Here is a 13,034-nt window from a genome sequence, read left to right as displayed (position 1 = left end):
GCTTCGATCCCCTCCCACCAAGGCATTCCTCATAAGGCATACTTCCTGCACAGAAAACTTTTCGACCCATTGTTGCCACTCACCAACTTGTAACCTGAAATACAGTCGAACTTATCTTGACTCGTTCAAAATAAGCAGGCATGCTGGTTACATGACATCAAAGGCAGGGATCGAGCAGGTGCTGAAGGCGGCATCGATGCGGGTTACGCAACCCCGCGTTGCGGTGCTGTCCGCTGTCGCTGCGCACCCGCACGCGGATACCGAAACCATCATTTCGGCCGTTCGCGAAGGGCACCCCAATGTGTCGCACCAAGCTGTCTACGATTCGCTGAAGCTTTTCACGAAGCTGGGAGTCATCCGGCAGATACAGCCGCAGGGCCATACCGCCCGCTACGAAGCCCGCGTTGGCGACAATCACCACCATGTGGTGTGCCGCCAGTGCGGCAAGCTGGCGGACGTCGACTGCGCTGTCGGCGGCGCCCCGTGCCTGCATGCGTCCAACGATCACGGCTTCAGCATCGACGAGGCCGAAGTGATCTACTGGGGCACATGCCCTGATTGCCAGGCCGCGAATGCGCAGAAAGATGTCGTAGTAAATCCCTAGATTTGCCATCACGCAGGACTCGTTCCCGCGTGGCGGACATGAACCGCACAATCCCCTAAAAATCCGGAAGGAAGAGCACATGTCTGAGACGACCGCAGGTCAGTGCCCAGTAGTTGGCGCGGGTCGAGTTCACCCAACCCAGGGCAACGCCAATACCGAATGGTGGCCGAACAAGCTGAACCTGAAGATCCTTGCTAAGAACCAGCAGGTATCGAACCCGTTGGATGAGGACTTCGATTACATCGAGGCGTTCAACGCACTGGACATGGAGGCCCTGAAGGCCGACTTGGCCGAGATCATGACCCAGTCCCACGACTGGTGGCCAGCAGACTTCGGACATTATGGTCCGTTCTTCATCCGCATGGCGTGGCACTCCGCCGGCACCTACCGCTCCCACGATGGGCGTGGTGGCGGCGGCGCAGGCCAGCAGCGTTTCGCCCCATTGAACTCGTGGCCAGACAACGTATCGCTGGATAAGGCTCGCCGCCTGCTGTGGCCGGTAAAGAAGAAGTATGGCCAGGCCATCTCCTGGGCAGACCTGATCCTGCTGGCTGGCAACGTGGCTCTGGAGGACATGGGCTTCGAGACCTTCGGCTTCGCCGGCGGCCGCAAGGACGTCTGGGAAGCTGACGACGACGTTTACTGGGGCCCGGAAAAGGTGTGGCTGGACAACGAGCGCTACACCGGCAAGCGCGATCTGGAAGCCCCTCTGGCTGCAGTCCAGATGGGCCTGATCTACGTCAACCCCGAGGGTCCAGATGGCAACCCGGATCCGCTGGCTTCGGCCATCGACATCCGTGAAACCTTCCGCCGCATGGGTATGAATGACGAAGAGACCGTAGCGCTGATCGCTGGCGGCCACACCTTCGGCAAGACCCACGGCGCCCACGCCGATGACAAGATCGGTCCGGATCCAGAAGCAGCTCCGCTGGAAATGCAGGGCCTGGGTTGGAAGAACGGCCACGGCACCGGCAAGGGTGCAGACACCGTGTCCTCCGGTCTGGAAGTGACCTGGACCTACCACCCAACCCGTTGGGACAACGAGTTCTTCCACATCCTGTTCGCTTACGAGTGGGAACTGTTCGAGTCGCCAGCAGGTGCTAAGCAGTGGCGCCCGGTCAACGGCGGCGGAGCCGGCCTGGTTCAGCCTGCGTTCGATACCTTGGAGAAGCGCGAACCGCGCATGCTGACCAGCGACCTGGCACTGCGCTTCGATCCGATTTATGGTCCGATCTCCAAGAACTTCAAGGAGAACCCGGACAAGTTCGCCGACGCCTTCGCCCGCGCCTGGTTCAAGCTGACCCACCGCGACATGGGCCCGAAGTCCCGCTACTTCGGCCCAGAGGTTCCAGCCGAGGACCTGCTCTGGCAGGATCCGCTGCCGGCTGCTCCAGAAACCACCCTGGGTGCCAAGGAAATCGCCGAGCTGAAGTCCCTGATCAACGGTGCTGGCCTTTCGGTGCAGCAGCTGGTCTCCACCGCGTGGAAGGCCGCAGCGACCTTCCGTTCCTCGGATAAGCGCGGCGGCGCCAACGGCGGCCGCATCCGCCTGGAGCCACAGGTTTCCTGGTCGGTGAACCAGCCGGAGCAGCTGAAGCCAGTGATCGCCAAGCTCGAGGAAATCGTTGACCAGTTCAACGCCACTTCCGAGATCAAGGCATCCTTCGCCGATGTTGTGGTCTTGGCCGGCAACGTCGGTGTTGAGCAGGCTGCCCTGGCAGCCGGCCAGCAGGTCGAGGTTCCATTCACCCCGGGTCGCGTTGACGCAACCCAGGAGCAGACCGACGTAGAGCAGTTCGCCTGGCTGGAGCCAGTCGCTGACGGCTTCCGCAACTACGACTCCGGTTTCCTGAACTTGCCTAGCGAGTACCTGCTGATCGACCGCGCGAACCTGCTGGGCCTGTCGGCTCCGGAGATGACCGTGCTGCTCGGCGGCCTGCGTGTCATCGGCAACAACTGGGACGGCTCGAACAAGGGCGTCTTCACCGACACCCCGGGCGCTCTGACCAACGACTTCTTCGCGAACCTGCTGGAACTCGGCCTGGAGTGGACCCCGTCGGCAGACGAGCAGAGCTACACCACCACCGACGGCCGCTGGACCGGCAGCCGCGTGGACCTGGTCTTCGGCTCCAACTCGGAACTGCGTGCTCTCGCCGAGGTTTATGCCTCGGACGACGCCAAGGAGAAGTTCGTCAAGGACTTCGTCGCTGCATGGGCCAAGCTCATGGACGCGGATCGCTTCGAACTGCTGGCCAAGTAGCCGCTAACCGGCCGCTAGCTTCTGGCAGATAGTGCTGGGCTGTTGCTCCCCCGATGGGAAGCAACAGCCCAGCATTTGTTTAATCCGGCTATGGGCAGTTAGAAAAGCGTCGCCGCGCTGCCGGCGAAGTCCGGATTCTCCAGTTTCAGCAGCTCCGTCTTGGCTTGCAGCCCTCCCAGATAGCCGCCCAGCGAACCATCGGTGCGCAGCACCCGGTGGCAGGGCAGCACGATGGGAATCGGGTTGGTGGCGCAGGCCGAGCCGACGGCACGCACCGCCTTCGGCTTGCCGATCTGCTGCGCCAGCTGGGCGTAGCTGCGGGTCTGCCCGTACTCGATGCGCCCCAGTTCCAGCTGCACTTGGCGGCGGAACTGCGTAGAGAGCTGCAGATCCACCGGTAGCTCGAAACTGTGCCGTGTGCCGGCGAAGTACTCATCGAGTTGCCGGGCGGTCCCATCCAGGCTCGACTTGTCGCGCAGGATGCGTGGGCTGAGCTTTTCCGAAAGCAGCTCAAGTATCCGGTCATGGCCCTCGGATTCGAATGCCACCCGCACCAGCCCGGCATCGGTGCTTGCCAGCAGCAATGAACCCACTGGGCTGTCGACCACCCGATAGGCGACATCGACAAGTTCAAATGCCCAGGCTCGCTCAACGAGCTGGCCATGCAGCGCGTCGAGGATCTGCATTTCAGCGGCCGTCGCCTGCGGCCGATATTTTTTTTCGTTCATGGCTGCTCCCGCCATAGTTCTTGGTCTGCTAGCTGGGCACGCAGGTTCTTGATCCCGTCGGCACTGGCCCTGCGGGCAGCGGCTTCGCTGCCGGAAAGGATTTCGGCAATTTGCGCGTAGCTCATCCCGCCCAGGTACCGATAGGCCACGACCTGCCGTTGCTTGCCGGGAAGCTGATTCACCTCGTGCCACAATTGCAGATTTTCCAACTGCAGATCCGGGCTGTGAGTCCCGGACGCGGGCCTGTCCACATCTTGGTTGATGAGGATCTCCGGCTTATGCTTGCGCAACTCGTCAATGGCCTTGTTCCGGGCAATGCGCACCAGCCACGCCAGGACATTGGCATCATCTGGCAGCTGCGGGTACGCCTTGAGCGCGGCGAGGAAGGTTTCGGACCAGGCATCCTGCGCGCGGTGCTCATCCAGCAGGGCGCGGCAAACACGCAGGACGTTCAGTCCATAGTCTTGGACTATCCGCTCGAATGGTGCTTGCATGGCTCTCCTGGGATTTCGCGGCCTGCTGGCCTCTCACCATGTAAACGCAACGGCCACCTGTTCTGTGAGGTGTGAATGAAAAATTTTTTCATTCACCCCGCTGCCGCACGGATTCCTAGAATGCCACCAAGTCGGATTCACCGGCGAGCTGCTCGAGCCGGGCCAAGTCCACGTCGATAATTTCACCGTTCTCCACACCCTGGGCTTGCCTGGTTCCCGCCAAGGCATCGCGAATGGTGCGCATGGTGGCCCCATGGCTGACAATCATGATCTTGCGCCCGGCATGCTTTCTGGCTAGGGCCAGCAGCGACGGCACCGCGCGGTTCAAGATGTGCGTACGCGGCTCAACTTGGTCTGCGGCGGCAGCCGATTCCTCGTCGCTGACCTCCGCCATGATCCGGCCTTCCAGCGGGCCGAAACCGCGTTCAATAAGTTCCGGAACTGCGTTGCCCGTCGCTGCCCCGATCTGCTGGGCAATCAGGACGGCAGTTTCCTGGGCACGTGCCAAGGGGGATGCCAGAATCAGCGAAAAATCTTGGCCGATGAGCTTGCGCCCGACCTCGCGAGCTTGTTCGCGTCCGGTCTCGTTCAGGGGAATATCGGTTTGCCCCTGCAGCCGGCCTGCAAGGTTCCAATCGGTCTGCCCATGCCGTACCAGTGCCAGCGAAGTATCCATGGCTCCAGCCTACCGGTGCCATAGATGTCGAAGAATCTCCGATAGCAGACCCAATACGCAACGTTACGACTCATAGTTGGGTCATGAACGGTCATGTTGCGAAGATTATTACACCATCCCGAGCGGCTGAGAGATCTGGTTCGATGACGCCGCAGCAACCTGCCACATCCGGTGGTTACGGTGCTACCGCCAGAAACGATGCAGCCGCTTACCCGTTGGAGAACGGCAGGAAGCGACATTGATTCCGGGATTCCTGCCTCGATCGCGGCCCGCCCTGCGGTGCACGTGAAACCCCGTCGACAAGGAGCCGTAAGCCACCATGGCAGATCACAAGTTTGGATTCCGCACCCGCGCCCTGCATGCCGGAGGCACCCCCGATGCCGAGCATGGCTCACGCGCAGTGCCCATCTACCAGACCACGTCGTTCGTGTTCAAGGACGCTGACGATGCGGCCAACCTCTTTGCCCTGCAGAAGTACGGCAACATCTACTCACGCATCGGCAACCCGACCGTGGCGGCCTTCGAAGAGCGCATGGCTTCGCTGGAAGGCGGCATCGGCGCGGTAGCCACCGGCTCGGGCATGGCCGCGGAATTCGTCACCTTCGCGGCGCTGGCCCAAGCAGGCGACCACATTGTCGCCTCCTCGAAGCTCTACGGCGGCACCATCACCCAGCTGGATGTCTCGCTGCGCCGCTTCGGCGTGGACACCACCTTTATCGACTCCAACGATCCCGCGGACTTCGAGGCCGCGATCCAAGAGAACACCAAGGCCGTCTACACCGAGGTGGTGGCCAACCCGTCCGGCGACATCGCCGACCTGAAGGGCCTGGCCGAAGTCGCTCACCGCCACAACATCCCGCTGGTAGTGGACTCGACGCTCACTCCCCCATACATCCTTCGCCCCATCGAGCACGGCGCGGACATCGTGATCCACTCGGCCACGAAGTTCATCGGCGGGCACGGCACCACCCTGGGCGGCGTGGTCATCGAGTCGGGCAAGTTCAACTGGGGCAACGGCAAGTTCCCCACCATGACCGAGCCGGTAGCCAGCTACGGCAACGTCTCCTGGTGGGACAACTTCGGCGAATACGGCTTCTTGACCAAGCTGCGCAGCGAGCAGCTGCGCGACTTCGGACCATCCCTGCCGGCCCAGTCGGCATTCCAGCTGCTGCAGGGCCTGGAGACCCTGCCGCAGCGCATGGACAACCACCTGTCCAACGCCAAGCAGGTCGCCGCCTGGCTGGAATCCGATGAGCGCGTCACCTACGTGAACTACGCAGGCCTGGATTCCCACCCGCAGCACGAGCAGGCCAAGGAGCTGCTGCCCCTGGGCGTCGGCTCGGTCTTCAGCTTCGGCGTGAAGGGCGGACGCGAAGCCGGTGCCAAGTTCATCGAGGCGCTGCAACTGGCCAGCCACCTGGCCAACATCGGCGATGCCCGCACCCTGGTGCTGCACCCTGCCTCCACCACGCACCAGCAGCTGAGCGCCGAGCAGCTGGTCTCCGCTGGCGTGCCGGAAGACCTGATCCGCTTGTCGGTGGGCCTGGAAGACGTCGAAGACATCCTCTGGGATCTGGACCAAGCGCTGGCCGCTTCGCAGGAAGCTGCCGCCGGTTCCGCCGCGCAGTTCGAAGCACCGGCTTATGACGGTTCCGCCTGCGCCTTGCCAACCGCTTTGAAGGGAGCAAACTAATGACTGCCGTTGAAACCACCTGGGAAGGCCCGGGAGCCGCGCAGCGCCTGGAGATCCTGCGCGAGACGAAGACCATCGCCATTGTCGGCGCTTCGAACAAACCGTCGCGTGCCAGCTACTTCGTGGCCACCTACCTGCTCTCCTCCTCACGGTACAAGGTGTACTTCATCAACCCGGTACTCGATGAGATCCTGGGCCAGCCGGTGTACAAGTCGCTCGCCGATCTTCCAGAGACCCCGGATCTGGTGGAGGTCTTCCGCAAGCATGATGACCTGCCCGGCGTACTGGACGAGGCCCTGGCCGTGGGCGCGAAGACCCTGTGGCTGCAGCTGGGTTCCTGGCACGAGGAAGTGGCCCATCGCGCCGAGGCCGCGGGCATGAACGTGGTCATGGACCGCTGCGTGAAGATCGAGCACGCCCGCTTCCATGGCGGATTGCGCCTGGCCGGCTTCAACACTGGCGTGATTTCCTCGAAGCGACAGGTCCTCGCCTAGGAAATCCGGAATTGCAACTAATGAGTGCATGCAACATCCCGTTGCATGCACTCATTTTTTTCGTCTCGGCGTCGGAAAACTTCCAGCGCAAGGATCACTGGATTTTCGTTCTTCATCCAGTCAGCACAAGTCAGCCGTGACGCCCAGTCCGACCGGACTCGACTCCGGTTAAGGAGTCTTCTGGGCCAGAATACTCGAGCATCTCCTTGGCATCGAGGCGTGAACGGCCGTAGCGGCCGTGGACAGCATTGTATTTTCCGCCGATTTCCACGTGCTTCGACTCGGAAATCCCTCCAACCAGCCAGGGTTGCCAACCGGTCAGCTCCAGGTAGTCGCGCACGACCCGTTCGGTGTCGGCGGAGTCCGCCACGAAGGGCAGAACCGCTCGTGGTTCCATGTCCGCGCTCTCGTTAATGAAGGCAGTCGCCAGATTCGAGAATGCCTTGGCATGGCCCACTCCTGCTGGGAGGATGCTGGCCAGAAACTGGCCAGCGGAGCCTTCGACGGGAGGCCGGGGGATGATGCCTGCCGGGGTCACATCCAGTGGGTTGGATACGTCCAACAGCACCTTGCCGGTGAGCTTATCGCCGAGCTGGGCGATGACCTCCCGCTGCGGCTTGTCCCACAATGTTGTCAGCACGACTAGCTCCTGGCCTTCCACCGCGGCGGCCAAGTCATGGGCTATGCGGACCTCGGCGTTCTTGGCAACAGCTCGCACCTGCGCGGCTGCGGTCTGGGCCTTTGGCTCGCGGTGGTGGTAGAGGTGGACATCAACGCCGTGGGACGCAAAGAGCTGGGCAATCGCGGTGCCGTGACGGCCGGGGCCGATCAGTGCAATAGAAGCCATGGGGAGGATTCCTTTCTGTAATTCTGCGCCTGATAATTCGAAATCAGGCTGCGAGGTAGGGATTGTCGGCCAAGTCGAGCACGAGCTTGCCGCGGGAGTGCTTGGCATCCATGTTCTTGTGGGCCTGCACGATTTCCGTGAACGGCAGCGGGTTGACTTCCAGGCGGAACGTTCCTGCTTGGTAGGCCTTGGCCATTTCGCCGAAGTAGGACGGATCATGCTTCACGCTTACCAGCGGCAGGCCATGGGACTGCCAGGTTTCTGGAACCAGGGTGATTGCCTGGCCGCCGCTCTGCCTGATTTGCTGGGCCAGGTCGCCTGCTTCGATGCTGCCGGCCAAGTCGATGGAGCCATCCAGCGACTTGCCGTCGGAAGCCTGCGCTACGCGGTCGATGAGCCCCGGGCCGTAAACCACGGGCAGCGCACCGAGCTCACGCAGATAGTCCTGGTTTGCAGTGCCGGCGGTGCCGATGACTCGGTAACCGCGGGCGACCGCGAGCTGCACCAGGGCGCTGCCAACGCCGCCGGCTGCACCGTGAACGAGGATCAGCGCTCCCTCGGGAAACTTCATTGCGTCCAGTGCGGTGAGCGCGGTGTAACCTGCTCCGCTCAGGCCGCCTGCCACCAGCCAGTCCATGCCCTCGGGCTTGGCGGCAAGCTTGGCTCCATCCGTGACCACCAGGTCGGCTACCGCACCGCTGGCGCCCCAACCCACGACCTCGTCGCCTGCGTTCCAGCGCGGATCGTTGGACTGGTAAACCACTCCGGAGAACTCGGTGCCGAAGACCAGCGGTGGTCGACCGCCGAAGGTGCCGGCCCGGCGGCGGGCATCGACCGGGTTCTGCCCAGCGGCGCGAACCGCGACGCGGACGACGCCTGAAGGCAGTTCGGTCAGCGGATGCTTTTCGATTTCGATGACTTCTGGTGCGCCAAAGGAGCGGGCGACCGCGATTCGGAATGTCTGTGACATGGGAATTTCTCCTAGATTAGGTAGCGGTTCAGTTTAATATCTGTAATAACAGATAAATATCCAAGCATATTCCAGCTCGCAAGCAACCACCGGCGACGGGAAGTGCGCAGGGCTATCCAGCAGAGAATGGTTGCGAAATAACGCCTTCCTTGGCTGCAAGCTTCCGGGCGAAAGCCAGCAGCACCGACAGGTCCCCGTCGTCAATCAGGTCGTCGAACTCGCGGGCCAGCGAAGCCGTGTGCACTTCCAATGCGGAGTTGATGAGCTCCAGGCCGCTTTCGGTCAGCGCGACCACTACCACGCGGGCGTCCATCGGATCCCTGTCGCGGGTAACGTGCCCCATTTCTTCCAGACGGGCAATGAGATGCGAGCCGGAGCCCGAGCTATAGAGCAAGCGTTGCGCAAGCTGGGTCGCCGGCATTGAGTTATCCGGAGACTCGACCAGGGTCAGCATCCCTTCGAATTGAGCCGCACTCAACCCGAAGTCGCGCTTCAACTCCGCGGAGAGGCGCAGCATCATGGAACGCTGCCCATAGAGCAGTCCGCGCCATATCTCTTGGCGTTCATTGAGTTGCGAAAGCATGTGGGGACCTCGATGGAATGAATCTGAACTATCTGTAGTTACAGTAATTGAAAACTTTACGAAAAGAAAGGACACCCCATGAACACCACCGTTATCGACAGCTTCCCTCGGCCAGACCTCAGCGCACGCCGCGTCGTGATCATCGGCGGCACTGGCCGAGTTGGCGAAGGCATCGTTAGCGCCTGGCTGCGGGACGGTGCCGAGGTCGTCGTCCCTACCCGCGCTGAATCCCGCGGCGCGGAACTTCGCGAATACCTTGCCGACGTTGACTCCCAACGCCTGCATCTCGCCATTGGCGAATACACCAGCTTTGCCACCGCCCAAGCCATGGCCGAAAGCATCACCTCCCAGTACGGCCCCGTCACCGATGTCATCGCATCCATCGGCGGATGGTGGCAGGGCAAGCCGCTGTGGGAGGTCACGGAAGACGAGTGGCAACACTTCAACCAGGACCTGTCCACCGCTCATGTGGCCAACATTCGCGCATGGCTCCCGATCCTGCCGAGCACCGGCAGCTATCACCTGATTCTCGGCGGCAGCGCCAGCAAGCCGGTGCCTGGATCCTCGATTATCAGCATGGAGCAAGCCGGCCTGCTGATGATGCACCGCGTGCTCACCGCGGAAGCCGGAGACCAAAGGCGGGTTTTCGCCCACGAGCTAGGTCCGGTGGCTACCCGGCAGCGACCGTTCATCGATCCCGACTGGGTCTCCAACCAGGAGCTCGGCTTGGTCAGCGAAACTTTGGCCGCCAATCCGGGCATGGCTTCGGAGCATTTCCTGTTGCGCGGCAAGCACCATGTCCGCCAGGTCCTGGAACAGGCAACCGCCGGAACGACCCGCAGTTAATCCGCCATGACTTTCCGAGGAACGAACTTCACGATGACAGGCACCAGCAATCACTCCCCTGCTGCACCACCCCACTGGCCAGCCCTCCCTCCAGCCTTGGCCGGAACAGCAATCACCGCGCAGGACAGCGGCTACGCGGCGGCCCGCTCCAGCTACATGGCAGTCGGATCTCCCCAGCTGGTATTCAAGGCGCGCACGGAAGAGCATGTGCAGCAAGCGGTGCTATATGCAGCGCAGGTGCGTGTCCGCACCGGCGAACGCATCCCTTTCAGCGTCCGCTCTGGAGGCCATGGCATCTCCGGAATGTCCACCAACAGCGGCGGGATCATCCTGGACCTATCGGGACTGCGCGCTTTCGAGCTGCTGGATCCGGAAAGCGGAACCTTCCGCGTGGAGGCAGGGGCCACCTGGGGGCAGATTGCGTCCGCGCTGGCTGCGAACGATTTGGTGATCAGCAGCGGAAATTTCGGGGACACCGGCGTGGGCGGACTGGCGACAGCTGGCGGGATCGGCTACTTTGGCCGCGCACAGGGCCTGACCCTGGATGCCATGATCCGCGCCCGGCTGGTCACTGCCGATGGAGAGGTCCGCTGGGTGGATGATACGCATGAACCCGAGCTGTTTTGGGCGGTGCGCGGCGGAGCCACCCAAGCCGGTATCGCCACCGCGTTCGACTTCAAGGCCACGGCCTTGGACTCGGTACCGGGCAACTCCCGCATCCTGCACCAGCAATTGACCTATGTCAGCCGGAATCTAGCCAGTTTCACGGCCGAATGGGGCCAGTGGATGCGTGAAGCGCCGGACCAGATGGAAAGCTTCCTGACGATCCAGGCGCTGGGCGACGGGCAGCATGCCATTCAAGCGCGCAATGTCTGGGCCGGTGATGACGCCATGGCAGCCCGTCCAATTTTGCAGGCAGCGATGGAGATCGCGCAGGTGCACGACGAGCACACGCAGGCGGTACCCTACCCCTTGATCGTCCCCACACCGAACACGCCGCACGTTGGCCAGCAGCGCATCCAGATGCGCGATGTACTGGTCGATGTGGCCGATGAAGAACTCGGCGCCGCCCTGGCGGACTCGCTGGGACAGCGCGGCACGCTGCTTGCCGAATTGCGCGGACTCGGCGGAGCCATCGCCCGAGTTCCCGCGGATGCCACTGCTTGGGGAAACCGGCACCAGGAAGTGCTGGCAGGCACATGGATGCATCCACTGCAAATGGCTGAACAGGATGCCGCATTCGCCCCACTCCAGCAGCTAGGCACGGGAACCTACGGCGCATACTCGTCGGATATCCGGCAGGACGCCGCTGCTTTGGCTTGGCCGGGGGCAACAGGGAGAAAACTCATCGAAATCAGTGAACAGGTTGACCCGCAACTGCTCTTTGACCGGGGCCTGACCCTGCGCCAGCATTAGAAGGTCAACTTAATTTCACTACTGATTGACAGAACTCAATCACTGGATGGATGATAGTTCCTACGCACTACCGCAGGAGCTTTCATGAGCGCGCTCAAAACCTCTGCGCTGCGCCTCATCAAGCCGTTAGCCTTCCCCGACTACGCCCTGTTGGCCAGCGCACTCGTCTTCTCCACCTTTGCCGCCGGCATGTGGGCCGTGGCAATGGTCTACCAGGTGCGCCGCCTGGGTGGTGGACCGGTGGAGCTGTCTGCGGTTGCCACCGCGAACGCCGCCGGGCTGCTGTGCTTCGTGCTGCTCGGCGGGATCATGGCGGACCGCCATTCCTGTCGGCGGATCGTGATGTTGGTCGAGGCGCTGTCGCTGGCGGTCATGGGCGTCACCGCGGTGTTGGCTATGACCGAGGTCCTGCAGCTGTGGCACCTGATGCTTGCCGGCTTCTGCACCGGGGCCGGCTCGGCCTTCTTCTACCCCGCCTACTCCGCGCTGCTGCCCAAGATGCTGCCCGCCGAGCAGCTGCTGGCGGCTAATGGACTGGAGGGAACCGCCCGTCCGGTGGTGCACACCGCCCTGGGCCCGATGGCCGCCGGCTTCGTGGTGGCCGCGCTGTCGCCGGCGCATGCCATCGTCGGCATCTCGGTGATCCACTTGGCGGCGCTGCTGATGCTGCGCAGGATCCCCAACCGCCAGGCGTACAACGCGCCGGGGCCGGTTGACGGCCAGGGGCAGCCCGGGATGCTGCGCCAGCTGCGCGAGGGCATCGGCTACACGGTGCGCACCCGCTGGCTGCTGTGGACGCTGCTGTTCTCGGTCATTTCCGTGTTCACGTTCATCGGCCCCTTCGAGGTGCTGCTGCCGTTCATTGTCAGCGGCAACCTGCACGGCGATGCGAGGCTGTTCAGCTTCGCACTGGCGTTCTTCGGCCTCGGCTCGGCGATCGGCTCCCTGCTGGTCGCCTCCGCGAAATTCCCGCGGCGCTACTTGAGCCTGATGACCGCCTGCTGGTGTCTGGGCACCCTGCCCCTGGCCCTGGTGGGCTACGTCGATGCCGCCTGGATGCTGTTCGCGATCCTGCTGGCCTTCGGCATCACCGATGCCGTCGGCATGGTCATTTGGGGCACCTTGCTCCAGCGCCGGGTCCCGGGCCATCTGCTCGGGCGGATCTCCAGCCTGGATTTCTTCGTTTCGCTGGCGCTGATGCCGCTGTCCATGGCGGCCGCCGGGCCCTTGACCCAGGTGCTCAGCCTGCAGGAGATTTTCGTCATTGCCGGACTCGCCTCGCCGCTGTTCGGAATTATCGCCTGGTGGGCAGGGAGATTTGCCCGCGACGAGATCGCGCATCCGCTCTCGGATCCGGTCCCGGCGGCGCTGGACGGCGAGCGCGGTGGTGAGGCTCCAGCCAGCTCGCGTTAGGCGAGCGCAG

Annotated in this window: 13 protein-coding genes and 1 riboswitch; of the genes, 7 read left to right on the top strand and 6 right to left on the bottom strand. The window is 62.8% G+C overall.

The window, feature by feature from the left end:
* Positions 1 to 151: 151 nt before the first annotated feature.
* Together ATK23_RS14860 and katG are read left to right on the top strand one after the other, a co-directional pair.
* Positions 152 to 604 carry a Fur family transcriptional regulator gene (locus tag ATK23_RS14860; RefSeq protein ID WP_174520621.1) on the top strand — a complete coding sequence of 151 codons (453 nt, stop codon included), beginning with the start codon at positions 152 to 154 and terminating at the stop codon, positions 602 to 604.
* A gap of 79 nt (positions 605 to 683) precedes the next feature.
* Positions 684 to 2,864, top strand: coding sequence for a catalase/peroxidase HPI (gene katG / locus ATK23_RS14855; RefSeq protein ID WP_066143628.1), 2,181 nt, complete (start codon positions 684 to 686; stop codon positions 2,862 to 2,864).
* 98 nt (positions 2,865 to 2,962) lie between these two features.
* On the opposite strand, the gene ATK23_RS14850 is transcribed toward katG, so the two are convergent.
* From ATK23_RS14850 to ATK23_RS14840, 3 genes are all read right to left on the bottom strand, one after another.
* Positions 2,963 to 3,592, bottom strand: coding sequence for a methylated-DNA--[protein]-cysteine S-methyltransferase (locus ATK23_RS14850; protein WP_066144126.1), 630 nt, complete (start codon positions 3,590 to 3,592; stop codon positions 2,963 to 2,965).
* Positions 3,589 to 4,086 (bottom strand): RNA polymerase sigma factor, encoded by a 498-nt coding sequence (locus tag ATK23_RS14845; protein WP_066143625.1) that lies wholly within the window; start codon positions 4,084 to 4,086, stop codon positions 3,589 to 3,591. Before ATK23_RS14845 ends, ATK23_RS14850 begins: the two co-directional genes overlap by 4 nt.
* Before the next feature lie 115 nt (positions 4,087 to 4,201).
* Positions 4,202 to 4,762: a histidine phosphatase family protein gene (locus ATK23_RS14840; protein WP_066143622.1), complete on the bottom strand. Its 561-nt coding sequence runs from the start codon at positions 4,760 to 4,762 to the stop codon at positions 4,202 to 4,204.
* A gap of 110 nt (positions 4,763 to 4,872) precedes the next feature.
* Positions 4,873 to 4,984: riboswitch (SAM riboswitch) on the top strand.
* A 97-nt stretch (positions 4,985 to 5,081) separates the two neighbouring features.
* On the opposite strand from ATK23_RS14840, the gene ATK23_RS14835 reads away from it, so the two are divergent.
* A complete protein-coding gene (locus ATK23_RS14835) occupies positions 5,082 to 6,455 on the top strand; it encodes an O-acetylhomoserine aminocarboxypropyltransferase/cysteine synthase family protein (RefSeq protein ID WP_066143620.1) in 1,374 nt (457 codons plus the stop codon).
* Positions 6,455 to 6,949 carry a CoA-binding protein gene (locus ATK23_RS14830; RefSeq protein ID WP_066143617.1) on the top strand — a complete coding sequence of 165 codons (495 nt, stop codon included), beginning with the start codon at positions 6,455 to 6,457 and terminating at the stop codon, positions 6,947 to 6,949. Before ATK23_RS14835 ends, ATK23_RS14830 begins: the two co-directional genes overlap by 1 nt.
* 130 nt (positions 6,950 to 7,079) lie before the next feature.
* Here ATK23_RS14830 and ATK23_RS14825 read toward each other — a convergent pair whose 3' ends face one another.
* The 3 genes from ATK23_RS14825 to ATK23_RS14815 all read right to left on the bottom strand — a co-directional run bounded on the left by ATK23_RS14825 (position 7,080) and on the right by ATK23_RS14815 (position 9,349).
* Complete coding sequence (locus ATK23_RS14825; RefSeq protein WP_083515667.1) at positions 7,080 to 7,796, bottom strand: NADPH-dependent F420 reductase; 717 nt, start codon at positions 7,794 to 7,796, stop codon at positions 7,080 to 7,082.
* Positions 7,797 to 7,839: 43 nt separating this feature from the next.
* Positions 7,840 to 8,766, bottom strand: a complete 927-nt coding sequence (locus ATK23_RS14820) for an NADP-dependent oxidoreductase (RefSeq protein ID WP_066143616.1) — start codon at positions 8,764 to 8,766, stop codon at positions 7,840 to 7,842.
* 112 nt (positions 8,767 to 8,878) lie between these two features.
* Positions 8,879 to 9,349 (bottom strand): MarR family winged helix-turn-helix transcriptional regulator, encoded by a 471-nt coding sequence (locus tag ATK23_RS14815; RefSeq protein ID WP_066143613.1) that lies wholly within the window; start codon positions 9,347 to 9,349, stop codon positions 8,879 to 8,881.
* 78 nt (positions 9,350 to 9,427) lie between these two features.
* Here ATK23_RS14815 and ATK23_RS14810 point away from each other — a divergent pair, with 78 nt between their 5' ends.
* The 3 genes from ATK23_RS14810 (at position 9,428) to ATK23_RS14800 (ending at position 13,024) form a co-directional block, all read left to right on the top strand.
* Positions 9,428 to 10,195, top strand: coding sequence for an SDR family oxidoreductase (locus tag ATK23_RS14810; RefSeq protein ID WP_066143611.1), 768 nt, complete (start codon positions 9,428 to 9,430; stop codon positions 10,193 to 10,195).
* 33 nt (positions 10,196 to 10,228) lie between these two features.
* Complete coding sequence (locus tag ATK23_RS14805) at positions 10,229 to 11,611, top strand: FAD-binding oxidoreductase (RefSeq protein ID WP_066143608.1); 1,383 nt, start codon at positions 10,229 to 10,231, stop codon at positions 11,609 to 11,611.
* An 84-nt stretch (positions 11,612 to 11,695) separates the two neighbouring features.
* Positions 11,696 to 13,024, top strand: a complete 1,329-nt coding sequence (locus ATK23_RS14800; RefSeq protein ID WP_066143605.1) for an MFS transporter — start codon at positions 11,696 to 11,698, stop codon at positions 13,022 to 13,024.
* The last annotated feature ends 10 nt before the right edge of the window (positions 13,025 to 13,034 follow it).

This window comes from Glutamicibacter nicotianae, assembly GCF_002797775.1.
GTDB classification, from domain to species: Bacteria; Actinomycetota; Actinomycetes; order Actinomycetales; family Micrococcaceae; genus Glutamicibacter; species Glutamicibacter nicotianae.
Note: the sequence above shows the minus strand (reverse complement) of the source record. Positions and strands in the feature narration are given on the sequence as shown.

What these genes read in the sequence shown, in the direction of transcription:
- ATK23_RS14860 (WP_174520621.1), top strand. Translation starts at nt 152, where the DNA reads ATGACATCAAAGGCAGGGATCGAGCAGGTGCTGAAGGCGGCATCGATG.
- katG (WP_066143628.1), top strand. Translation starts at nt 684, where the DNA reads ATGTCTGAGACGACCGCAGGTCAGTGCCCAGTAGTTGGCGCGGGTCGA.
- ATK23_RS14850 (WP_066144126.1), bottom strand. Translation starts at nt 3,592, where the DNA reads ATGAACGAAAAAAAATATCGGCCGCAGGCGACGGCCGCTGAAATGCAG.
- ATK23_RS14845 (WP_066143625.1), bottom strand. Translation starts at nt 4,086, where the DNA reads ATGCAAGCACCATTCGAGCGGATAGTCCAAGACTATGGACTGAACGTC.
- ATK23_RS14840 (WP_066143622.1), bottom strand. Translation starts at nt 4,762, where the DNA reads ATGGATACTTCGCTGGCACTGGTACGGCATGGGCAGACCGATTGGAAC.
- ATK23_RS14835 (WP_066143620.1), top strand. Translation starts at nt 5,082, where the DNA reads ATGGCAGATCACAAGTTTGGATTCCGCACCCGCGCCCTGCATGCCGGA.
- ATK23_RS14830 (WP_066143617.1), top strand. Translation starts at nt 6,455, where the DNA reads ATGACTGCCGTTGAAACCACCTGGGAAGGCCCGGGAGCCGCGCAGCGC.
- ATK23_RS14825 (WP_083515667.1), bottom strand. Translation starts at nt 7,796, where the DNA reads ATGGCTTCTATTGCACTGATCGGCCCCGGCCGTCACGGCACCGCGATT.
- ATK23_RS14820 (WP_066143616.1), bottom strand. Translation starts at nt 8,766, where the DNA reads ATGTCACAGACATTCCGAATCGCGGTCGCCCGCTCCTTTGGCGCACCA.
- ATK23_RS14815 (WP_066143613.1), bottom strand. Translation starts at nt 9,349, where the DNA reads ATGCTTTCGCAACTCAATGAACGCCAAGAGATATGGCGCGGACTGCTC.
- ATK23_RS14810 (WP_066143611.1), top strand. Translation starts at nt 9,428, where the DNA reads ATGAACACCACCGTTATCGACAGCTTCCCTCGGCCAGACCTCAGCGCA.
- ATK23_RS14805 (WP_066143608.1), top strand. Translation starts at nt 10,229, where the DNA reads ATGACAGGCACCAGCAATCACTCCCCTGCTGCACCACCCCACTGGCCA.
- ATK23_RS14800 (WP_066143605.1), top strand. Translation starts at nt 11,696, where the DNA reads ATGAGCGCGCTCAAAACCTCTGCGCTGCGCCTCATCAAGCCGTTAGCC.